We start from the raw sequence: 20,918 nt of genomic DNA, 5'->3' as shown, positions 1-20,918 counted from the left end.
ATGGGCGGCCTGCGACGCAAACTCGGCAACATCTTCCAGCTCGGCCTCAAGGAACTGCGCAGCCTCTACCGTGACCCGGCGATGCTGGTGCTGATCATCTATTCATTCACCCTGGCCATCTACGAAGGCGCCACCGCGATCCCCGAGGCGCCACGCCGGGCTAGCATCGCGGTGGTCGACGAGGATCGCTCACAAGCCTCGCTGCGCATCATCAACGCCTTTCAACTGCCCTATTTCATCGAGCCGAAAGCGATCAGCCTGCAGGAAATGGACAGCGGCATGGACGATGGCCTCTACACCTTCACCCTGAACATTCCGCCGCGCTTCCAGCAGGACCTGCTCGCCGGCCGCCAGCCGAACATCCAGCTCAACGTCGATGCCACCCAGGTCAGCCAGGCCTTCACCGGCGCCGGGCATATCCAGCAGATCATCGCCAGCGAAACCGCCGAGTTCGTCCGTCGCTACCGCAGCAGCGACGCACTGCCGGTCGAAGCGGTGGTGCGCACCGCGTTCAACCCCAACCTCAGCCGCGCCTGGTTCGGCGCAGTGAACGAGGTGATCAACCAGATCACCATGCTGGCGATCATCCTTACCGGCGCGGCGCTGATCCGCGAACGCGAGCACGGCACCATCGAACACCTACTGGTGATGCCGGTGACCCCATTCGAAATCATGGTCGGCAAGGTCTGGGCGATGGGCCTGGTGGTGCTGGCCGCAGCGGCGTTCGCCCTGCGCTTCGTGGTGGAAGGCTGGCTGGATATTCCGATTCAGGGTTCGCTGTGGCTGTTCGCCGGCGGCGCGGCGCTGCACCTGTTCGCCGCCACCTCCATGGGCATCTTCTTCGGCACGGTGGCGCGCTCCATGCCGCAGCTGGGCCTGCTGGTGATCCTCACGCTGATCCCGCTGCAAATCCTCTCCGGCGGGGTGACGCCGCGCGAGAGCATGCCCGAGCTGGTGCAGAACATCATGCTGGTGGCGCCCACCACGCATTTCGTCGAACTGGCGCAGGCGATCCTGTTCCGCAGCGCCGGCCCGTCCATCGTCTGGCCACAGCTGCTCGCGCTGGGCGTGATCGGTACGGTGTTCTTTCTTGGCGCGCTATCGCGACTACGGGTGTCGTTGCGCTAGCGGCGAAATCTCAACCTCTATCAGGGGCTTGCGCGATTCACGCTGGCTGACCAGCAAAAGGCCACTAGCCTATACTTGCGTCCGTAACGATACGGTTACCCAACGCCCCGAAGCGCTCGGGAATTTTTGTATCAGTGGCCGGTCTATCGTGCCGACATGCTAAGAGCCTGACGCTCGACAGCGCGCCAAGGAAGCCCCATCACTATGCGCATTCTCGTAACTGGCGGAGCCGGATTCATCGGCTCCGCACTGATCCGCCATCTCATTCTCGATACCGAGCACAGCGTGCTCAACCTGGACAAACTGACCTATGCCGGCAACCTGGAGTCGCTGGCAGCCGTGGAAGACAACCCGCGTTATCAGTTCCTCCAGGCCGACATCGCCGATCGTGAGCGGGTCAGCGAGGCGCTGCTGGACTTCCAGCCGGACGCCATCATGCATCTGGCCGCCGAATCCCACGTCGACCGCTCCATCGACGGCCCGGCGGAGTTCATCCAGACCAACATCGTCGGCACCTACCAGCTGCTCGAGGCCACCCGCGCCTACTGGCAGAGCCTGCCGGCCGAGCGCCGCGAGGCCTTCCGCTTCCACCACATCTCCACCGACGAGGTCTACGGCGACCTGCATGGCGTCGACGACCTGTTCACCGAGACCACACCCTATGCGCCCAGCTCGCCCTACTCGGCCAGCAAGGCCTCGTCGGATCACCTTGTGCGCGCCTGGCAGCGTACCTACGGGCTGCCGGTGCTGATCACCAACTGCTCGAACAACTATGGGCCGTATCACTTCCCCGAGAAGCTGATCCCACTGGTCATCCTCAATGCCCTCGATGGCAAGCCGCTGCCGGTCTACGGCGATGGCTCGCAGATCCGCGACTGGCTGTTCGTCGAGGATCACGCCCGCGCGTTGTTCAAGGTGGTCAGCGAAGGTGTGGTCGGCGAGACCTACAACATCGGCGGCCACAACGAGCAGAAGAACATCGAGGTGGTGCGCGGTATCTGCGCACTGTTGGAAGAGCTGGCGCCGAGCAAGCCTGCCGGGCTTGCGCGCTATGAAGACCTGATCACCTTCGTCAAGGATCGCCCGGGCCACGACCTGCGCTACGCCATCGACGCCAGCAAGATCGAGCGTGAACTCGGCTGGGTGCCGCAGGAAACCTTCCAGACCGGCCTGCGCAAGACCGTGCAGTGGTACCTGGAAAACCTCGAATGGTGCCGTCGTGTTCAGGACGGCAGCTATCAACGCGAGCGCCTTGGCGCCCTGGAGAACGCATGAAAGGAATCATCCTCGCCGGAGGCTCCGGCACCCGTCTGCACCCCATCACCCTTGGCGTATCCAAGCAGCTCTTGCCGATCTACGACAAGCCAATGGCCTACTACCCGATTTCGGTGCTGATGCTCGCTGGCATCCGCGACATCCTGTTGATTTCCACCCCGCAGGACCTGCCTCAGTACAAGAACCTGCTGGGCGACGGCAGCCAGTTCGGCGTCAACTTCAGCTATGCCGAGCAGCCCTCGCCGGATGGCCTGGCCCAGGCGTTCCTGATTGGTGAAGAGTTCATCGGTGACGATTCGGTGTGCCTGATCCTCGGCGACAACATCTTCCACGGCCAGCACTTCACCGAGAAGCTGCAGCGCGCCGCCGCCCAGCCAAGCGGCGCTACCGTATTCGGCTACTGGGTCAAGGATCCGGAGCGCTTCGGCGTGATCGACTTCGATGAGAGCGGCAAAGCGCTGTCCATCGAGGAAAAGCCGAAGAAGCCGAAGTCCAGCTACGCGGTGACCGGCCTGTACTTCTACGACAACGACGTCATCGAGATCGCCAAGTCGATCAAGCCCTCGCCACGCGGCGAGCTGGAGATAACCGACGTCAACATGGCCTACCTCGAACGTGGCGACCTCAACGTCGAGCGCTTCGGCCGTGGCTTCGCCTGGCTCGACACCGGTACCCACGACAGCCTGCTGGAAGCTTCGCAGTACGTGCAGACCATCGAGCATCGCCAGGGTCTGAAGGTCGCCTGTCTGGAAGAGATCGCCTACCAGAACAAGTGGATCGATCGCGAGCAGCTGCTGCGCCGCGCCGACGCTCTGGGCAAGACCGGCTACGGCCAGTACCTGTTCAAGCTGGCGGGTGAAGACGCATGAAGGTCGTCGAAACCAGCATTCCCGACGTACTGATCATCGAGCCCAAGGTCTTCGGCGACGAACGCGGTTTCTTCTACGAGAGCTTCAACGCGGCCGCCTTCGAAGCGGCCACGGGGCTCAAGCGCCAGTTCGTCCAGGACAACCACTCCAAGTCCCAGCGCGGCGTGCTGCGCGGTCTGCACTACCAGATCCAGCAGCCGCAGGGGAAACTGGTGCGCGTGGTGGCCGGCGAGGTGTTCGACGTCGCTGTCGATCTGCGCAAGAGCTCACCGAGCTTCGGCCGCTGGTTCGGCACTCACCTGAGTGCGCAGAACCAGCACCAGCTGTGGATCCCCGAAGGTTTCGCGCATGGCTTCGTGGTGCTCAGCGAAACTGCCGAGTTCCTTTACAAGACCACCGACTACTACGCGCCGGAGCACGAGCGCAGCCTGTTGTGGAACGATCCGGAGCTCGGCATCGAATGGCCGTTCGACGAAGCACCACAACTGTCCGCGAAGGACCAGGCTGGCAAGCGCCTCAGCGATGCGGAGCTGTTTCCATGAAAATCCTGATCACCGGCAGCAAGGGGCAACTCGCCCGTGAGCTGCAGTTGGAGCTGGCGGGCGCCGGCAAGCTGCTGGCGCTTGGGCACAACGCACTGGACCTGTCCGACTCGGATCAGGTGCGCGAACAGGTACGCCTGTTGCGGCCGGATCTGATCATCAATGCGGCGGCCTACACCGCCGTCGATCCGGCGGAAAGCCACCGTGAACTGGCCTTCGCGGTCAACGCACGCGGGCCACAGGTGCTCGCCGAAGAGGCTGCACGTCTTGGCGTGCCGCTGATCCACTATTCCACCGACTATGTGTTCGACGGTCGCAAGGCCGAACCCTACTGCGAAGCGGACGTACCGCAACCGCTTAGCGTCTACGGCGCGAGCAAGCTGGCCGGCGAACAAGCGATTCAGGCGGTCGGCGGCGAATACCTGATCCTGCGTACCAGCTGGGTATACTCGCAGCGCGGCAAGAACTTCCTGCTGACCATGCAGCGCCTGCTGCAGGAGCGCGATGCGCTGTCGGTGGTCAGCGACGAGATCGGCGCGCCGACCTGGGCGGCGACCATCGCCCGCACCACGGCAGAAATGGTACGCAAGCGAAGTGCGGGCGAAGCGGGCCCGAGCGGTCTGTATCACCTCACCGCCAGCGGCGAGACCTCCTGGTACGGCTTCGCCTGCAGCATTGCCGAACAGCTTCGCCAGCAGGGCCGTCTGCGCGCCGAGATCACGCCGATCCTGTCAAAGGACTACCCGACCGCCGCCCAGCGTCCGCTCAACTCCCGCCTGAACTGCGCACGCCTGCAGCAGGACTGGGGCATCCGCCTGCCGGACTGGGAGACGGCACTACACGAGTGCCTTGCCCAATCCCGGCACTTCGATGCGGCGAACGCGCCCCAGACCGCTGCAGCCGGCCGCTGAGGCAACAGCGGCTAGGCCTCACGGCTGCCTCTGCCACTCTGCTCTGATCCGGCCAGCTCGATAAGCGACGCTGAAAGCCGGCACGCTCTGCGTGCATAATGCGCCCGACATCCAGGCGCCCACGCATGACTGCACTGCATCCACCCCGCCGCCCTCGCTGGCGCACCCTCGCCCTGCTGGCCTTGCTGCTTGCGCCTCTGCTCTGGCCGCTGCAGGAGCTCGCCGAGCGCTACTACCGCAACGAGCTGACCGAGCAGAATCGCCAGACCCTCGACCTCTACGTCGCCAACCTGCTCGGCACGCTGAACCGCTACGAGGTGCTGCCGCGCATCCTCGGCGACCTGCCGGCTTTACGCGCCGTCCTGCAGCAGGCCGAAGCGCCGGCCGTGCGGGACAATGCCAATCGCCTGCTCAAACGCCTGCGCAACCAGACCGGAGCCGACGTGATCTATCTGATGAACACGGACGGCAATACCCTGGCGGCCTCCAACTGGGACGAGGAAGACAGCTTCGTCGACCGCAACTTCGCCTTCCGCCCCTATTTCCGCCAGGCCATGGAAGGTCGCCTGGGGCGTTTCTTCGGCCTTGGCACCACCTCCGGCAAGCGCGGTTACTACTTCGGCGCCGCCGTGCGCGACGAGCGCGGCATCCTCGGCGTGCTGGTGGTCAAGGTCGACCTCGACCATACCGAGACGCTCTGGGGCAACACCCCGGAGCAGCTGCTGGTGACCGACAACTTCGGCGTGGTGATTCTCACCTCGCGCCCGGAATGGCGTTTCCGCGCGACCCGCGGGCTGGGTGTCGACGAGCGCGAACAGATCGCCTTCGATCAGCCCTATCCAACCCTCTATCCGCAGGACCTGACGCTGGACATCGATGCCTGGCTGATCCAGAGCCGTGAGCTCAAGGAGACCGGCTGGACGGTGCGCATCCTCGCGCCGATCAACCTGATCGAGCGACCAGTGCGCACCGTGGTCGCCATCGGCGCCGCCACACTGCTCGCCCTGCTGCTCTGGATCGGCCTGCTGATGCAGCGCCGCCGGCACTTCATCGAACGCCTGGCGCTGGACACCCGGGCGCGCCAGCAGCTGGAACAGCGCGTGTTGGAACGCACGCGCGACCTGGAAGCGCTGAACAGCCGGCTCAAGGTCGAGGTACTGGAGCGCGAGCAGGCCCAGCAGGAACTGGTGCGTGCCCAGGACGAACTGCTGCAGGCCGGCAAGCTGTCGGCGCTGGGCACCATGTCGGCGAGCATCAGCCACGAACTCAACCAGCCGCTGGCGGCGATCCGCAGCTACGCCGACAACGCCGGGGTGCTGCTCGACCAGCAGCGCAACGCCGAAGCCCGCGACAATCTGCGGCTGATCAGTGAACTGACCGCGCGCATGGCGTCGATCATCGCCCACCTGCGCGCCTTCGCCCGTCGCGACCAGCACGCGCCGGAGCGGGTCGCGCTGCAGCCGGCGCTGGACGACGCCCTGGCCCTGCTCGCCAAGCGCCGCCAGGCCATGGACGTGGAGCTGATCCGCGACCTGCCGGAGGCCACCCTGTGGGTGCAGGCCGGCGAGACGCGGCTGCGGCAGATCCTCGCCAACCTGCTGGCCAACGCCCTCGATGCGCTGGCCGAGCGGCCGCAGCCGCGACGCATCTGGCTGCGCGCCGAACTGCAGGGTGACGGCGTGTTGCTCAGCCTGCGCGACAACGGCCCCGGCTTCAGCGAGGAAGCGCTGCAGCGTGCCCGCGAGCCGTTCTTCACCACCAAGACCAGCGCGCAGGGGCTGGGCCTCGGCCTGGCGATCTGCGATACCCTCACCCGCGCCCTGGGCGGCGAGCTGCGCATGAGCAACCATCCCGAGGGTGGCGCGCAGCTCGGCCTGTTTCTGCGTTGCGCCGAGCCCGGCGTCGCCTTCCCCACCGAGGACCATTTTCAATGAGCAGTGACCAGTCGATCAGCGCCCAGGCGCAGGTGCTGCTGATCGACGACGATCCGCACCTGCGTCAGGCATTGAGCCAGACCCTCGACCTGGCCGGTCTCAAGGTCGTCAGCCTGGGCGATGCCCGCGACCTGGCCGCGCGGCTGCCAGCGGACTGGCCAGGCGTGGTGGTCAGCGACATTCGCATGCCCGGCATCGATGGCCTCGAGCTGCTGCAACAGCTGCGCACGCGCGACAGCGAGATGCCGGTGATCCTCATCACCGGCCACGGTGATATTCAGCTGGCGGTGCAGGCGATGCGCGCAGGCGCCTACGACTTCCTGGAAAAGCCCTTCCCCAGCGAGGCGCTGCTGGACAGCGTGCGTCGCGCCCTGGCGCTGCGCCAGCTGGTGCTGGACAACCGCTCGCTGCGCCTGGCCCTGGCCGACCGCCAGCAGCTGTCGGCGCGCCTGCTCGGACAATCCCAGGCAATGCTGCGCCTGCGCGAACAGATCGGCGCGCTGGCCGGGACCCAGGCCGATGTACTGATTCTCGGCGAAACGGGCGCCGGCAAGGAGGTGGTCGCCCGGGCGCTGCACGACCTGTCCAGCCGGCGCAACGGCCCCTTCGTCGCGATCAACGCCGGGGCGCTCGCCGAATCGGTGGTGGAAAGCGAACTGTTCGGCCACGAGCCGGGCGCCTTCACCGGCGCGCAGAAGCGGCGCATCGGCAAGTTCGAATTCGCCAACGGCGGCACGCTGTTCCTCGACGAGATCGAGAGCATGAGCCTGGATGTGCAGGTCAAGCTGCTGCGCCTGCTGCAGGAGCGGGTGGTCGAACGGCTCGGCGGCAACCAGTCGATCACCCTGGATATCCGGGTCATCGCCGCGACCAAGGAGGACCTGCGGGTGGCCGCGGATCAGGGCCGGTTCCGTGCCGACCTGTATTACCGGCTCAACGTCGCGCCGCTGCGAATTCCGTCGCTGCGCGAGCGCAACGAGGACATCCTGCTGTTGTTCCAGCATTTCGCCGAAGCCGCCGCCCAGCGCCATGGCCTGCCGATCCGCGAGCTGCAGCCGGAACAACGCGCTGCACTGCTACGTCACGCCTGGCCGGGCAACGTGCGCGAGCTGCAGAACACCGCCGAGCGCTTCGCCCTGGGCCTTGGCCTGGGGCTCGACCAGACGACCGGCGAACCGGCTGCCGGGATAGCCGGAGGTGGCAATCTGAGCGAGCAGGTCGAGGCCTTCGAGCGCGCACTGATCGCCGACGAGCTGAATCGCCCGCATGGCTCGCTGCGCAGCGTCGCCGAAGCGCTGGGCCTGCCGCGCAAGACGCTGCACGACAAGCTGCGCAAGCACGGGCTGAGTTTTACCGATGCTGGCGGAAGCTCGCCCGATGAAAACGACTAGATGGCGGAAACCCGCCATCTTCGATGCTGACTAGGGTCGAACTCGCCGGCACAGACCACGGCACGTGCGTGGCCCGCGCCAGCACCGGCGGTCCCGCGCAAAGGTGCGACCTAGACGCGCTTGTTGGCAATTGGCCATTCAAACCTTCATCTATTGCTGGGTAAACTCGCTGCCCTCAGGCGGCTCTGCCAGCTCTTGGCACAGGCATTGCTCCTGAAACTCAATGAACCGGACGGAACGAGTCGCGATAGAGCATCGCACCCGGACTTCAACGCCTAGACTTGTCCAGCTGGTTACTGCCGGGATGCCGTGTGGCCTCCCACCCACAACAAGAGGAAACATCAATGTTCAAACTGACTGCCAAGGCGCTGGCATGCGCCCTGTCGCTGAGCATCGCTGGTCTGGCCCACGCGGCTGACCCGATCACCATCAAGTTCTCCCACGTGGTCGCCGAAAACACGCCGAAAGGCCAGGGCGCCCTGATGTTCAAGAAACTGGTGGAAGAGCGTCTGGCCGGCAAGGTCGAGGTACAGGTTTACCCGAACTCCTCGCTGTTCGGTGATGGCAAGGAAATGGAAGCCCTGCTGCTGGGTGACGTTCAGCTGATCGCTCCGTCTCTGGCCAAGTTCGAACACTACTCCAAGGGCGTTCAGGTCTATGACCTGCCATTCCTGTTCGACGACATCGCGGCAGTCGACCGCTTCCAGAAGAGCGAGGCTGGCCAGGGCCTGCTGCGTTCCATGGAAGACAAGAACATCACCGGCCTGGGCTACTGGCACAACGGCATGAAGCAGCTGTCGGCCAACAAGGAACTGCGTGAGCCGAAAGACGCGCGCGGCCTGAAGTTCCGCGTACAGGCTTCTGCAGTGCTGGACGAGCAGTTCAAGGCGCTGCGTGCCAACCCGCGCAAGATGAGCTTCGCCGAGGTTTACCAGGGCCTGCAGACCGGCGTGGTCAACGGTGCCGAGAACCCCTACTCGAACATCTACTCGCAGAAGATGCACGAAGTGCAGAAGCACATCACCGAGTCCGACCATGGCCTGCTGGACTACATGCTGATCACCAACACCAAGTTCTGGAACGGCCTGCCTGCCGATGTACGTGGCGAGCTGGAAAAGATCGTGGAAGAAGTCACTGTTGAAGTGAACAAGCAGGCCGACGCCCTGAACCAGAAGGCCAAGGCTGACATCCTCGCCGCCGGCACTACCGAAATCCTCGAGCTGACGCCGGAAGAGCGCGCCAAGTGGCGCGAAGCCATGAAGCCGGTGTGGCAGAAGTTCGAAGGCGAAATCGGTGCTGACCTGATCAAGGCCGCCGAAGCTGCCAACCAGGCTAAATAAGCCTTGCCGGGGGGCGGACACCCCGCCCCTTTGCTGCACTACCCAGCGATACCGACAGCTCAGTGAAAAAACACAGCAGCTGAAGAAGGCGAAGCCCGCACCAAGGGCTGACAGGCATGGCCGAGGCGATCCCGGGCCGCGCCGCTTCGACAGTCACAACAAGAGTTTTTCATTGCTCTGTCCCCCAGCCTGCCCTGGCTGGTTCACGGCGCACCTCCGTGCTGCCTTCGATACAACAAGCAGTCCATCGGGAGATGTCATCCATGAACGCCCTCTGGCGCGTCTGGGACCACTTCGAGGAAGGTTTCATCGCCTTTCTGTTGGCCGCCATGACACTGGTGACCTTCGTCTACGTGATCCTCAACAACCTCTACACACTTTTCTACGACCTGGGCGACCGGTTCGAGGGAAGCGCCGACTTCTGGTTCGCCATCGGTGACTTCATCATCGGCCTGGCCCAGTCCATGACCTGGAGCACCGCGCTGACCAAGGCGCTGTTCGCCTGGCTGATCTTCTCCGGCCTCGCCTATGGCGTGCGCACCGCCGGCCACATCGGCGTCGATGCTCTGGTGAAGCTGGCGCCGCGACACATCCAGCGCGTCATCGGCATCATCGCCTGCCTGCTCTGCCTGGGTTACGCCGGTCTGCTGACCGTGGCCAGCTTCGAGTGGATCCAGGCGCTGTTCGTTGCCAACATCGGCGCGGAAGACCTGGGCCATGTCGGCGTCAAGCAGTGGCACATCGGCATGATCGTGCCGTTCGGCTTCGCCATGGTGTTCATCCGTTTCGCCGAAATCTTCGTGCGTATCCTGCGCAACGAGCAGACCGGCCTCGGCCTCGCCGATGAAGCGGCCGATGCGCTCAAGCACGGCGAAGAGGAGCCCAAGTAATGACCATCCTGTTCCTGTTCGTCGCCCTCTTCGTGCTGATGTTCATCGGCGTGCCGGTGGCCGTATCCCTCGGTCTGGCCGGTTCGCTGACCATCATGATCTTCAGCCAGGACTCGGTGCGCTCGCTGGCGATCAAGCTGTTCGAGACCTCCGAGCACTACACCCTGCTGGCGATCCCGTTCTTCCTCCTGGCCGGCGCCTTCATGACCACCGGCGGCGTGGCGCGTCGCCTGATCGACTTCGCCAACGCCTGTGTCGGCCACATCCGTGGCGGCCTGGCGATCGGTGCGGTGCTGGCGTGCATGCTCTTCGCAGCGCTGTCCGGCTCGTCGCCAGCCACCGTGGCTGCGGTGGGCTCCATCGCCATCGCCGGCATGGTGCGCTCCGGTTATCCGCAGGCCTTCGGCGCTGGCATCGTCTGTAACGCTGGTACCCTGGGCATCCTGATCCCGCCGTCGGTGGTCATGGTGGTCTACGCCGCGGCTACCGAGACCTCGGTGGGCAAGCTGTTCATGGCCGGTGTCGTCCCGGGCATCATGCTCGGCGGCGCGCTGATGCTGGCGATCTACATCATCGCGGTGAAGAAGAACCTGCCGGCACTACCGCGCGCCAGCTTCCGCGAGTGGCTGTCCGCCGCGCGCAAGGCGGTCTGGGGCCTGCTGCTGATGGTGATCATCCTCGGCGGCATCTACTCGGGCATGTTCACGCCCACCGAAGCGGCAGCGGTCGCGGCGGTGTATTCGGCCTTCGTCGCGATCTTCGTCTACAAGGACCTCAAGCTGCGCGAATGCCCGAAGGTACTGCTGGAGTCGGGCAAACTGAGCATCATGCTGATGTTCATCATCGCCAACGCCATGCTCTTCGCCCACGTGCTGACCACCGAGCAGATTCCGCAGGCGATCACTGCCTGGGTCATCGAGGCCGGTCTGCAGCCGTGGATGTTCCTGCTGGTGGTGAACATCGTGCTGCTGGTGGCCGGCGCCTTCATGGAGCCGTCGGCGATCATCCTGATCCTGGCGCCGATCCTGTTCCCGATTGCCATACAGCTGGGCATCGACCCGATCCACCTTGGCATCATCATGGTGGTGAACATGGAGATAGGATTGATAACGCCACCGGTGGGGTTGAACCTGTTCGTCGCCTCAGCGGTGACGGGCATGCCGGTGACCCAGGTGATCCGCGCAGTTCTGCCATGGCTGGCGCTGATGCTGAGCTTCCTGGTGATCATCACCTACGTGCCGTCGATTTCCCTGGCGCTGCCGAACATGCTGGGCATGTAGCCCGAGACACTTACTTCCCTTTAGCCCGGCCTGTGCCGGGCTTTTTTTCGTCTGCGCAAATGTCGATGTGGGCTCGTCAGAGCACCAGCACATCGGCCGGCCGCCGACGGAACCAGCCGGTCAGCGACAGACGGTCGGCCTGGGTGACCAGCACTTCATGGGGGAAATCGCCGGAGAGAAAGACCACCAGATTGCCGGCGAGCGGTGGCACGTCCAGATGCGATCCATCAGGCATGTGCATGCGCAATTCACCGGCATGGCCGGGCTGCCAGTCCGGGTTCAGATAGAGCACGGCGGTGACCGAACGGCTGTCGTCATCGCGAAAGCGGTCCAGGTGCGTCTGATAGAAGGCGCCCGGCGGGTAGAAGGCGAAATGGCATTCGAACTCTTCCAGCCCGAGGAACAACTCGCGGTTAAGCTGCTGGCGCAAGCCGTCCATGAGTTCGAGGTAGTCGTCGCAGACTGCAGACTGGCCCGGTTCGAGCCACTGAATATGGTCGCTGCGAATGCCTTCGCGCACCGCCTGCGCCTCGCCGCGGCCGACCCCTGCCGGTGCCAGCGCACCCTCGGCTTCCCGCCTGCGGCACTCGTCGGCCAGCTTGTGGGTCACATCACTGGGAAGGAAAGAACTCTGCACCGACCAGCCGCGCTCGGCCAGGTCGTCGATGATCGAAGAGAACGGCAAGGAAGTGACTCCGAAGGGATACCGCAGGAGTCTAGGGTCTGTTGAGACTCCGCTACAAGCTGCGTCGCTGCGCCAAATGGCAGCAGTAACCGTGCGCCTCGACAAGCACGCGTCGACGCACGGAAAATGAACCGCCCGCCAGACAGGAGCTTCCATGCGCGCCCTCTTGACCTGTGTACTGCTGACCTTGAGCTTCAGCAGCTTCGCCGACACCTATCAGGAACTCTACGAAACCGCCGGCTGGACCGAACAGCGCGCCAATTTCGGCGATGCCCTGACCGCGGCCCAGCAACGCTACAAGGACACCCTGCCACCGGCGGTATTCCAGGCACTGGTGACCAACAGCAACCGCCGCTTCGCCGCCCATGCCATCGACCAGCGCGCACAGCAGGCATTGCGCGGCAACCTGGCCGAGCCGCAGCCGGCGCTGGAATTCTTCCAGTCGACCCTGGGACGCAAGATCGTCTCGGCCGAAGTGCTCGCCGCACGGCGCGAACAGCTGGCCAAGCACGCCGCCGGCCTGCCGCGGGTGCAAGCCGGCAGCAACCGACAACTGCTGATCCGCCACCTGGCCCAGGCGCTGCCAGCCAGCGAAGCGGGCGCGGAAGTCAGCCTGGCACTGGCCGGCGTCGCCGCCGACAGTCTCAGCCAGATGATTCCCGGCCTGCTCGGTGGCAATCAGGCGCAGAGCCTGCTGAGCAGCCAGCGCCAACGCATGATCGAGCAGATAGAGGCCGATCTCGACAACACGCTGCTGTACGTCTATCGCGACCTGTCCGATGCCGAACTGGAGGAATATGTGACATTCGCCCAGTCGGACGAAGGCAAGGCCTATTACCAGGCCGCGCTGCAGGCGCTACGCGCCGGCCTGGCGGTGGGCATGAGCGGCGCCGAGCTGGAGCCGCAGCAGGGCATCTGATCCCGCTATCTGAGGCGCTTGCGCAGGAAGTCGAAGTACGCCTGGCGCAATTCCTCGCGCTCGTTCACCAGATGGTGGCGCGCCTCGGGCAGTCGCAGCACCTCAGCACTTGGGAACTTGCGCTGCAGAATCGGCAGGTTGTACTGCCAATCCACGGTCATGTCCGCCTCGCCCTGAATGATCAACGGCGCGTGCGTGCTGTCAGCCGCACCCTCGATACGGGGAATCCAGCGTGACAGGGCCCCGACCCAGGCCGTGGGCAGGATGTCCGGCTGCAGCGGGTCCTGGCTCTGGACGAACTCGAGGAAAGCGGGATCACTGGAGTTCTCGCTGAACGTCCGCGGGATCTGCTGCACGAAACGCCGCAACAGTTCGTAGCTGACACGCGAGCGCAACCAGGCGCGCGGTCGAACCAGCGGAGCGAGCAGAATGGTGCGGCCCAGGTCCGGGTTGTCGGCCTGGTGCAGCAGGTGATCCAGTGCGATGGCACCGCCGGTACTCTGGCCAAGTAGGTGCCAGGGACGCGGCAGATTGAGCTGGCGTGCCTGTTCGAACAGACCGCTCAGCACCGCCTGGTATTCGGCAAACTCGTTGATGCTCGCCCGGGGACCGCTGGACAGCCCATGGCCCGGCAGGTCGCAGGCGAGCACGGCGAACCCCATCTCCAGTCCCCAGTCGACCACATGGCGATACAGGCCCATGTGGTCGTAGTAGCCGTGCAGGATCAGCAGGCTGGCGTGGGGCTGCTCGGGCCACCAGGCCTGGGCGACGACATCGTAGTCATGCACACGAAAACGCCCGAGTCGCCGCTGCACATTGCCCCGATGCGGCATGTCCAGGCCGTAATAGGCCTGGTAGTGCAACGTTTCGGCGGATGCGTCAGCTGCTTCGCGCAGGGCGGGCAAGCTGTTACGCAGGCGATCGGGCTGGATACGCGCGGGCATGGACTTTCTTCGGTTGGCAAGGACTCGGGATATTCAGCTCTGCGCCGCGCCATGGCAAGCTTGCGCACCCACATCGGAGCCAGCCATGAGTGCTCGTCGCAAATACCTGATCGCTGCACTGATCGCCCTGCTCTGGGGCGGCGCCATGCTGGCTGCGTTCTGGTGGTTCGAGGCGCGCTATCTGCGCACCTTCGATGGCGAACGTGCCGAGCTGTTCTCCGGCGACGCACTGCGCCTGCCCGCCGAACTACAGGGCCCGGGACCAGTGCGCTTCGTGCATTTCTGGGACCCGGGATGCCCGTGCAACGTCGGCAATCAGCAGCACCTGGAAGAACTGCTCAAGCGCTTTGCTGGACAACCCGTGGACTTCTACGAAGTACGCAAGCCGGGCAGCAAGGGCCGCTTGCCGCAGCCGCGGGCAGCGCTGAAACCGCTGAGCGCCCCGCCCGGCTCCGAGCAACTACCGGCCAGCCCCACTGTCGGCATCTGGGATCAAAGCGGGGAGCTGGTCTATATCGGCCCCTACAGCGAAGGTGCGGTGTGCAGTTCGGACAACAGCTTCGTCGAGCCTATCCTTGATGCCGTGCTGGCCGGGCGCAAGGTGCGCGCTACCCATTCGCTGGCGGTGGCCTGTTTCTGCGACTGGCAGCAGTAGCGCGCTTGCGACAGGAAACTTGATCGCGATCAAATGATAATTATTATCACCTAAACGAGAATTACTCCCATCCAAGTCGGCATCACCGCCGACGAATTATCCGGGAGCCGTTCGATGATACTCCGCCTTCACCCACTCGCCCTGGCCTGCCTGGCCGTCAGCAGCGCGTCCGCCTTCGCCGCTCCGCTGGAGCTGCAGGAAACCGTCGTCACCGCCAAGGGCTACGAGGCCGCAACGCGGGACATTCCGCAAGCCATCGAGGTGCTGCAGGCTCAGCCAACCGAAACGGCAGCGCCGGCCGGCAGCCTGTTCCGCGGCAAGCCCGGGCTCGCCGTGCATAGCGACGGCGCCTGGGGGCAGAACCCGGTGTTGCGCGGCATGAAGAAGGAAAGCGTGGTGCTGATGGTCGACGGCGTGCGGGTCAATTCCGGCCAGCCACAGGGCTCGCTGGCCTCCATGCTCGATCTCGGCCTGCTGGAACGCGCCGAAGTGGTCAAGGGTCCGGGCTCGGTGCTGTACGGCAGCGGCGCCATGGGCGGGGTGGTCAACCTGATCACGCCAAAGGCACGCTTCACCGAGCAGGACGAACGCGGCGGTCGCTTCTCCACCAGCGCCAGCAGCGTCGACAAGGGCTTTACCGGCGCTACGCTGCTGCGCGACTCCAGCTCCGATCATGCCTTGGTGCTGGGCGTTGCCGGGCGCAAGGTCAACGATTACAAGAGCCCCAACGGTACCGAAGAGAACACCGGCTACAGCTCCGATACCCTGCTGCTCAAGTACAAGCAACGGCTGGCCGAGGATGTCAGCGTAAACCTGAACATCCAGCGCCACACCGACCGCGACGTCTGGTACCCGGGCTCGGCGCGTACCGGCGGGCAGCCGGGCGGCGCCGGCATCCCGGTACCACTCGGCACCGCGACCATCCATTCGCCGGAACAGCAGCGCGAGCTGTTCCAGATCGGCCTGGAAAACGGCCTCGGTGAAGGCACCCTGACCACCGAGCTCTATCGTCAGGAGGTGTACCGGGAGATCCGCGCCTACTCCGAGCGGCTCGACCGCGACTATGTACGCAACAACGTCAGCTTCATCACCCACGGACTGCGCTCGAGCTGGGTGGTGCCAATCGCCGATCACCTGCTGACGGTGGGCGTCGACGGCTGGAAGATGACCGGCGATCCGGAGCGCTACGTGGATGGCCCGCCGACCTTCAACAACAACCAGCGCAACGACCCCTTCAAGGATGCCGAGATCGAGTCCTACGGACTGTTCGTGCAGGACGAATTCGACCTCGGCCAGACGCGCCTCACCGCCGGCGCCCGCTACGACCGCATCAGCGCCGACGCCCGCGCCAAGGGCAACGGTCCTTCATTTACAACCAGCGGCCTGGACAGCACCGACCACAACCTGTCGTGGTCGCTGGGCGCGCTGCATCCGCTGACTGACACCCTGAACCTCTACGCCAACGTCGGCCAGGCCTACCGCGCCGCCGACATGCGCGAGCGCTACGACGATGCGCCGCGCGGCGACGGCTACTTCCACGTCGGCAACCCGCTGCTGGACCCGGAGCGCTCCACCAGTTTCGAGCTCGGCCTCAAGGGTAACGATGGCGATTTCACCTATCAGCTGGCGGCCTTCCACACCCGCATCGACGATTACATTGCCGGCCGCGTGACCGGCACAAACGCCACGAACGGGCTGCCGATCAAGCGCACCGAGAACCTCGACAAAGTGGTGATCTACGGCCTCGAAGGCAGCGCCAGCAAGGGTGTCGGCGCCTTCGTGGTGGACGGCAGCTTCACATGGCTGCGCGGCGAGAACAAACAGGACGACGAACCACTGCACCAGATGCCGGCCCACGAGTTGACCCTGGGCATCGGCCAGCCAGCCGAGCGCGGCCTCTACTGGCATGCGCAGCTGCGTGCCGTCGCGGAGCAGGATCGTGTAGCGACCGAGTTCACCCGCGGTGGCGAGGACCGTACCGCAGGCTTCGTTACCGCCGATGCCAGCCTTGGCTGGGGCTTCGGCAGGATCGGTGTACTGCAGACCGCCAACCTCGATGCGCGCCTGAGCAACCTGTTCGACAAGGCCTACCACGAGCATCTGGCTGACGGCATCAGCGGCAACGAGCTGGAAGCACCCGGGCGCGGCATCACCGTCGCGCTGAGCGGGAGCTTCTGATGCTGCGCCATCTGCTGATGGTCATTCTGCTGGCGGCTGGAGCACCAGCGCTGGCGGACAAGCTGCCGCTCCTGGTCCTGGCCGGCCCTTCCTCGTCGGTATCGAACCCGCTGATCCACATGGTCGAATCCGGCGCACTGGACGACCTGGCGGACAAGGTGGAATTCGTCAGCTGGCGCGATCCCGACCAGCTGCGCCTGCTGGCGCTTAACCAGCAGGCGGACGTGCTGGCCATGCCGGTCAACGTCGCCGCCAACCTGTACAACCGCGGCGCCAAGCTGCGCATGCTCAACGTTTCGACCTGGGGCTTGCTCTGGCTGGTATCCCGCGAGCAGGGCCTGAGCACCCTCGACGACCTGCGCGGCAAGGAAATCGCCATGCCGTTCCGCGGCGACATGCCGGACATCCTATTCGGCCTGCTGGCCGAGCGTACCGGCATCGATGTGCGCAAGGACCTGCGTTTGCGCTACGTCGCCACCCCGATCGACGCCATGCAGCTGCTGCTGATGCGTCGTACCGACCATGCCCTGCTGGCCGAGCCGGCCATCTCCATGGCCCTGCGCAAGGCCAGCGAAGGGCCGCTGGGGCTGGTTGCGCCGGATCTGTATCGCAGTGTCGACCTGCAACAGGAGTGGGGCCGCCTGCTGCAACGCGAAGCACGCATCCCGCAGGCGGGCATCGCGCTGATGGCCAGCGTGAAGGACCAGCCGCAGATCGCCGCACGGATCGCCCAGGCCTACGCCGACTCGCTGCAATGGTGCAGCGCCAACGCCGAGCGCTGCGGGCAGCTGGTCGCCACGCATCTGCCGATGCTCAGCGCCGAAGCGGTGACCGATTCGTTGGCCGTGGCGCAGATGGAGGCCGTGCCCGCCGCTGAGGCGCGGGCGGAAGTGGAGTATCTGTTCGAGCTGCTGTTGCAAAAGAATCCGGCGCTGATCGGCGGCAAGCTGCCGGCCGATGACTTCTACTCGCCAGTCAGCGATCAGCGATGAGCCTCCTGCGCAGCTGGCTAACCAGCCTGCCCGGCTATCTGTGGAGCGGCTGGGGCGCGCTGGCCAGCCTGTTTCTGTTGCTGGCCGCCTGGGAGGCAGCGGCCAGTCACTATGGCGCGCTGGTGCTGCCGGCGCCGCTGGAGACCTTTGCCCGCCTGCTCCAGCTGATCGATGAAGGTGCCGCCTGGCCGGAGCTGCTGGCCACCAGTCGCCGGGCGCTGCTCGGCTTTGCCCTGTCCGTGGCAGTCGGCAGCGTGCTCGGGCTTGCCGCCGGTGTCTCCATGACTGCCTCGATGATGGCGCGGCCGCTGGTCACCGTGCTCATGGGCATGCCGCCAATCGCGTGGCTGGTACTGGCGATGCTCTGGTTCGGCGCCAGCGACGGCACCCCGGTGTTCACCGTGTTCATCGCCAGCTTTCCGCTGGTGTTCATCGGCGCACTGCAAGGCACCCGCACGCTGGATAACCAGCTCAAGGACATGGCCCTGGCATTCCGTCTGCCGCGGCGGATGCTGTTGCTCGATGTCTATTTGCCGCACGTCGTCTCCTACCTGTTTCCCGCCTGGATCACCGCGCTCGCCATGGCGTGGAAGATCGTGGTGATGGCCGAATTGCTCGCCACCCAGGACGGCGTCGGCGCCGCGCTGGCGGTATCACGCTCGCACCTGGATACCAGCGCGACCATGGCCTGGATCACCGCGGTGGTCGGTCTGCTGCTGGCGGTGGAGTACCTGCTGCTGGAACCGATCAAGCGCGAAGTCGAGCGCTGGCGCGAGGTGTCTTCATGACGCAATTGCACATCCACGGCCTGGCCCACGCCTTCGGTCGCGACGAGATATTCAGCGGCATCAACTTCAACCTGGCGGCAGGCGAAGTGGTCGCCCTGGTCGGCCCCTCCGGCTGCGGCAAGACCACCCTGCTGCATCTTTGCGCGGGGCTTCTGGACGCCCAAGAAGGTCGCATCGACAACGGTTTCGGCAATCCCGCCAGCATGTTCCAGCAACCGCGGCTGCTGCCGTGGAAAACCACGCTCGACAACATCGCCCTGGGGCTCAAGGCGGCCGGCATGCCGCGCCAGCAACGCGTGCAACAGGCGGCGGCCCTGGCGCTGCGTCTGGGCCTGGCCGCAGGCGATCTCGGCAAGTTTCCGCACCAGCTTTCCGGCGGAATGCAGAGCCGCGTGTCCCTGGCGCGGGCGCTGGTGCTGCAGCCGGATTTGCTGCTGCTTGACGAACCCTTCGCCGCACTGGATATCGGCCTCAAGGAAGACCTTTATGCCCTGCTGCTGGCCGAGCAGGCTGCACGCGGCATGGGCGTGCTGATGATCACCCACGACCTGATGGAAGCCGTGCGCCTGGCCGACCGCATCCTGGTCATGGCGGCGGCGCCGGGGCGCATCGTCAGCCACCTGGAGCTGGATCTGCCAGCCGTGCAGCGCAGCGATGCCTGGATCTATCAGCACACCGCCGAGCTGCTGCAGTTGCCGGCCGTACGGGAAAGTTTCGGCCTGGCCAGCCGCGCGCCGCAGACCTTGCCTGGCGCCACCAAAGTCGCCATTCGCGAGGCGGCCCCCTTATCCTCCGCCAGCAGAGCGCGCTCACGATGCTGAAAACCTTATCGCCGCGACTCGCCAACTGGCCGCTGCTGCTGTGCAGCTTCCGTCCACTGTTTCTCGCCACCGTGCTGCTGGCCGTGGCCGGCATCGCACTCTGGCTGGGCTTTCTCGGGTTCGGCTTGCTGCTGCCAGGCGTGCCGGGTGGACCAATGGTCTGGCATGCCCACGAAATGCTGCTCGGCTTCGGCCTGGCGGCGGTCGCCGGCTTCGTTCTCACCGCGGTGCCGGAATTCACTGCTACCGCAGCGTTCGGTCGGCAGGTAGGTTTCGGTTTTCTAGTGCTGTGGCTAGCGGCTCGGCTGAGCTTCTGGCTTTCCGGCGTCATCGGGCCGTGGCCGGCGGCGCTGTGCAACAGTGCCTTCGCCATTGCGCTGCTTGTGTTGCTCGCACCGCGCCTGCTCGGCGACCCGCTGCGCCGGCAGTACGGCTTGTTCGGCGGGCTCGCCGCGCTGGCGCTGGTGACCGTGGGCTTTCATGTCGATGCCGTCGGCGGCCGATACCCGATGCGTTGGCTGTACGCTGGCATCGGCGTGATGATGGTACTGATCGTGGTGGCCATGAGCCGAATCTCCATGCGCATTCTCAACGACGCCATCCAGGCACGCCGGGATGCCGGGCACGACGTGGACGACGACTACCGCGCGCGTCCGCCACGACGCAACCTGGCGATCTTCTGCATCAGCCTGTTCACTCTCGCCGAATGGCTGGCACTGCCGGCCCCGCTGAACGGCTGGCTGGCCCTGGCCACAGCCGCCGCCATGTTCAATCTGCTCAACGACTGGCACATCGGCCGAGCGCTGCTGGAGCGCTGGTCGCTGATGCTCTACAGCGTCTACTGGCTGATGGCGCTGGGCTATGGTGCACTGGGTGTCTCGCTGCTAGCCGACGGCTTTGCCAGCAGCGCCGGCCGCCATCTGCTGACACTCGGGGCCATGGGCGTATCGATTCTCGCGGTGCTGTGCATCGCCGGGCGTACCCACAGTGGCTATGCACTGGATCAGCGGCGCTGGGTGCCGATCGCGACCTGCCTGCTGGTGCTCGCCGCGCTGCTGCGTGCCAGTGCGAGGCTGCCGGGCGCTCCCGTGCCGCTGCTGAACATGCTCGCCGGGCTCGGTTGGCTGACAGTCTTTGGCTTGGCGCTGTGCTACCTGGCACCGATCTGGCTGCGCCCGCGCCCGGACGGTGGTACGGGATGTGAAGAACCGATGGATGAACACAGCACGGGTTCGGGCTGCCGGACCTGAGCGGTGATCGGCAACTGGACGCGATATTCGTTGCAGGCGAACAGACAACCGAGCCGTGAATGCGGACTCGGCGACGGAGAAGGCGCGGCGGTGGATAAGCTTCGCGTTATTCACCCTACCGCTCTG

General features: G+C 65.2%; 19 protein-coding genes. 17 read left to right on the top strand and 2 right to left on the bottom strand.

All coding sequences use genetic code 11. The features are described from left to right. From IEG05_RS10515 to dctM, 10 genes are all read left to right on the top strand, one after another. Window positions 1-1,128: an ABC transporter permease gene (locus tag IEG05_RS10515; RefSeq protein WP_046618169.1), complete on the top strand. Its 1,128-nt coding sequence runs from the start codon at window positions 1-3 to the stop codon at window positions 1,126-1,128. A 204-nt stretch (window positions 1,129-1,332) separates the two neighbouring features. Next, window positions 1,333-2,403, top strand: coding sequence for a dTDP-glucose 4,6-dehydratase (gene rfbB / locus IEG05_RS10510; protein WP_046618170.1), 1,071 nt, complete (start codon window positions 1,333-1,335; stop codon window positions 2,401-2,403). Beyond that, on the top strand, window positions 2,400-3,272 hold the full coding sequence (rfbA, locus tag IEG05_RS10505; protein WP_014822145.1) for a glucose-1-phosphate thymidylyltransferase RfbA: 873 nt from the start codon (window positions 2,400-2,402) through the stop codon (window positions 3,270-3,272). Before rfbB ends, rfbA begins: the two co-directional genes overlap by 4 nt. Beyond that, window positions 3,269-3,814, top strand: a complete 546-nt coding sequence (gene rfbC / locus IEG05_RS10500; protein ID WP_023445790.1) for a dTDP-4-dehydrorhamnose 3,5-epimerase — start codon at window positions 3,269-3,271, stop codon at window positions 3,812-3,814. The genes rfbA and rfbC overlap by 4 nt, the downstream gene beginning before the upstream one ends. Continuing rightward, the gene (rfbD, locus tag IEG05_RS10495; protein ID WP_046618171.1) at window positions 3,811-4,725 is read left to right on the top strand and encodes a dTDP-4-dehydrorhamnose reductase; all 915 of its coding nucleotides are present in this window, start codon (window positions 3,811-3,813) and stop codon (window positions 4,723-4,725) included. Before rfbC ends, rfbD begins: the two co-directional genes overlap by 4 nt. A 125-nt stretch (window positions 4,726-4,850) precedes the next feature. Continuing rightward, window positions 4,851-6,659 (top strand): sensor histidine kinase, encoded by a 1,809-nt coding sequence (locus IEG05_RS10490; RefSeq protein ID WP_046618172.1) that lies wholly within the window; start codon window positions 4,851-4,853, stop codon window positions 6,657-6,659. After that, the gene (locus IEG05_RS10485) at window positions 6,656-8,050 is read left to right on the top strand and encodes a sigma-54-dependent transcriptional regulator (protein ID WP_046618173.1); all 1,395 of its coding nucleotides are present in this window, start codon (window positions 6,656-6,658) and stop codon (window positions 8,048-8,050) included. Before IEG05_RS10490 ends, IEG05_RS10485 begins: the two co-directional genes overlap by 4 nt. A 344-nt stretch (window positions 8,051-8,394) precedes the next feature. Beyond that, window positions 8,395-9,390 carry a C4-dicarboxylate TRAP substrate-binding protein DctP gene (gene dctP, locus IEG05_RS10480; protein WP_046618174.1) on the top strand — a complete coding sequence of 332 codons (996 nt, stop codon included), beginning with the start codon at window positions 8,395-8,397 and terminating at the stop codon, window positions 9,388-9,390. A 263-nt stretch (window positions 9,391-9,653) separates the two neighbouring features. Further along, entirely contained in the window at window positions 9,654-10,280 is a 627-nt protein-coding gene (locus IEG05_RS10475; protein ID WP_023445785.1) for a TRAP transporter small permease, read from the top strand. Continuing rightward, entirely contained in the window at window positions 10,280-11,560 is a 1,281-nt protein-coding gene (dctM, locus tag IEG05_RS10470; protein WP_023445784.1) for a C4-dicarboxylate TRAP transporter large permease protein DctM, read from the top strand. The genes IEG05_RS10475 and dctM overlap by 1 nt, the downstream gene beginning before the upstream one ends. 76 nt (window positions 11,561-11,636) lie before the next feature. Here dctM and IEG05_RS10465 read toward each other — a convergent pair whose 3' ends face one another. Next, window positions 11,637-12,245 (bottom strand): 2OG-Fe(II) oxygenase, encoded by a 609-nt coding sequence (locus tag IEG05_RS10465; RefSeq protein WP_046618175.1) that lies wholly within the window; start codon window positions 12,243-12,245, stop codon window positions 11,637-11,639. A gap of 154 nt (window positions 12,246-12,399) precedes the next feature. Between IEG05_RS10465 and IEG05_RS10460 the strand changes: the two genes are divergently transcribed. Next, on the top strand, window positions 12,400-13,164 hold the full coding sequence (locus tag IEG05_RS10460; protein ID WP_046618176.1) for a hypothetical protein: 765 nt from the start codon (window positions 12,400-12,402) through the stop codon (window positions 13,162-13,164). A gap of 5 nt (window positions 13,165-13,169) precedes the next feature. Here IEG05_RS10460 and bipL read toward each other — a convergent pair whose 3' ends face one another. Beyond that, on the bottom strand, window positions 13,170-14,108 hold the full coding sequence (gene bipL, locus IEG05_RS10455) for a phospholipase BipL (RefSeq protein ID WP_046618177.1): 939 nt from the start codon (window positions 14,106-14,108) through the stop codon (window positions 13,170-13,172). An 85-nt stretch (window positions 14,109-14,193) separates the two neighbouring features. On the opposite strand from bipL, the gene IEG05_RS10450 reads away from it, so the two are divergent. From IEG05_RS10450 to IEG05_RS10425, 6 genes are all read left to right on the top strand, one after another. Beyond that, window positions 14,194-14,763 carry a DUF6436 domain-containing protein gene (locus IEG05_RS10450; RefSeq protein WP_046618178.1) on the top strand — a complete coding sequence of 190 codons (570 nt, stop codon included), beginning with the start codon at window positions 14,194-14,196 and terminating at the stop codon, window positions 14,761-14,763. Window positions 14,764-14,877: 114 nt separating this feature from the next. Next, on the top strand, window positions 14,878-16,941 hold the full coding sequence (locus tag IEG05_RS10445) for a TonB-dependent receptor plug domain-containing protein (protein ID WP_046618179.1): 2,064 nt from the start codon (window positions 14,878-14,880) through the stop codon (window positions 16,939-16,941). Next, window positions 16,941-17,933, top strand: a complete 993-nt coding sequence (locus IEG05_RS10440) for an ABC transporter substrate-binding protein (protein WP_046618180.1) — start codon at window positions 16,941-16,943, stop codon at window positions 17,931-17,933. The genes IEG05_RS10445 and IEG05_RS10440 overlap by 1 nt, the downstream gene beginning before the upstream one ends. Beyond that, window positions 17,930-18,721, top strand: a complete 792-nt coding sequence (locus IEG05_RS10435; protein ID WP_046618181.1) for an ABC transporter permease — start codon at window positions 17,930-17,932, stop codon at window positions 18,719-18,721. Before IEG05_RS10440 ends, IEG05_RS10435 begins: the two co-directional genes overlap by 4 nt. Then, window positions 18,718-19,542, top strand: coding sequence for an ABC transporter ATP-binding protein (locus IEG05_RS10430; RefSeq protein WP_046618182.1), 825 nt, complete (start codon window positions 18,718-18,720; stop codon window positions 19,540-19,542). The genes IEG05_RS10435 and IEG05_RS10430 overlap by 4 nt, the downstream gene beginning before the upstream one ends. Beyond that, window positions 19,536-20,792, top strand: a complete 1,257-nt coding sequence (locus IEG05_RS10425) for an NnrS family protein (protein ID WP_046618187.1) — start codon at window positions 19,536-19,538, stop codon at window positions 20,790-20,792. Before IEG05_RS10430 ends, IEG05_RS10425 begins: the two co-directional genes overlap by 7 nt. The last annotated feature ends 126 nt before the right edge of the window (window positions 20,793-20,918 follow it).

Origin of the sequence: Stutzerimonas kunmingensis (assembly GCF_014764705.1) — a bacterium.
Lineage (GTDB): Bacteria > Pseudomonadota > Gammaproteobacteria > Pseudomonadales > Pseudomonadaceae > Stutzerimonas.
This window is presented reverse-complemented; position numbering and strand designations above follow the sequence as displayed.

Excerpts from the sequence above, each read along its gene's own strand:
- IEG05_RS10515 (WP_046618169.1), top strand. The coding sequence starts at position 1 with ATGGGCGGCCTGCGACGCAAACTCGGCAACATCTTCCAGCTCGGCCTC.
- rfbB (WP_046618170.1), top strand. The coding sequence starts at position 1,333 with ATGCGCATTCTCGTAACTGGCGGAGCCGGATTCATCGGCTCCGCACTG.
- rfbA (WP_014822145.1), top strand. The coding sequence starts at position 2,400 with ATGAAAGGAATCATCCTCGCCGGAGGCTCCGGCACCCGTCTGCACCCC.
- rfbC (WP_023445790.1), top strand. The coding sequence starts at position 3,269 with ATGAAGGTCGTCGAAACCAGCATTCCCGACGTACTGATCATCGAGCCC.
- rfbD (WP_046618171.1), top strand. The coding sequence starts at position 3,811 with ATGAAAATCCTGATCACCGGCAGCAAGGGGCAACTCGCCCGTGAGCTG.
- IEG05_RS10490 (WP_046618172.1), top strand. The coding sequence starts at position 4,851 with ATGACTGCACTGCATCCACCCCGCCGCCCTCGCTGGCGCACCCTCGCC.
- IEG05_RS10485 (WP_046618173.1), top strand. The coding sequence starts at position 6,656 with ATGAGCAGTGACCAGTCGATCAGCGCCCAGGCGCAGGTGCTGCTGATC.
- dctP (WP_046618174.1), top strand. The coding sequence starts at position 8,395 with ATGTTCAAACTGACTGCCAAGGCGCTGGCATGCGCCCTGTCGCTGAGC.
- IEG05_RS10475 (WP_023445785.1), top strand. The coding sequence starts at position 9,654 with ATGAACGCCCTCTGGCGCGTCTGGGACCACTTCGAGGAAGGTTTCATC.
- dctM (WP_023445784.1), top strand. The coding sequence starts at position 10,280 with ATGACCATCCTGTTCCTGTTCGTCGCCCTCTTCGTGCTGATGTTCATC.
- IEG05_RS10460 (WP_046618176.1), top strand. The coding sequence starts at position 12,400 with ATGCGCGCCCTCTTGACCTGTGTACTGCTGACCTTGAGCTTCAGCAGC.
- bipL (WP_046618177.1), bottom strand. The coding sequence starts at position 14,108 with ATGCCCGCGCGTATCCAGCCCGATCGCCTGCGTAACAGCTTGCCCGCC.
- IEG05_RS10450 (WP_046618178.1), top strand. The coding sequence starts at position 14,194 with ATGAGTGCTCGTCGCAAATACCTGATCGCTGCACTGATCGCCCTGCTC.
- IEG05_RS10445 (WP_046618179.1), top strand. The coding sequence starts at position 14,878 with ATGATACTCCGCCTTCACCCACTCGCCCTGGCCTGCCTGGCCGTCAGC.
- IEG05_RS10440 (WP_046618180.1), top strand. The coding sequence starts at position 16,941 with ATGCTGCGCCATCTGCTGATGGTCATTCTGCTGGCGGCTGGAGCACCA.
- IEG05_RS10435 (WP_046618181.1), top strand. The coding sequence starts at position 17,930 with ATGAGCCTCCTGCGCAGCTGGCTAACCAGCCTGCCCGGCTATCTGTGG.
- IEG05_RS10430 (WP_046618182.1), top strand. The coding sequence starts at position 18,718 with ATGACGCAATTGCACATCCACGGCCTGGCCCACGCCTTCGGTCGCGAC.
- IEG05_RS10425 (WP_046618187.1), top strand. The coding sequence starts at position 19,536 with ATGCTGAAAACCTTATCGCCGCGACTCGCCAACTGGCCGCTGCTGCTG.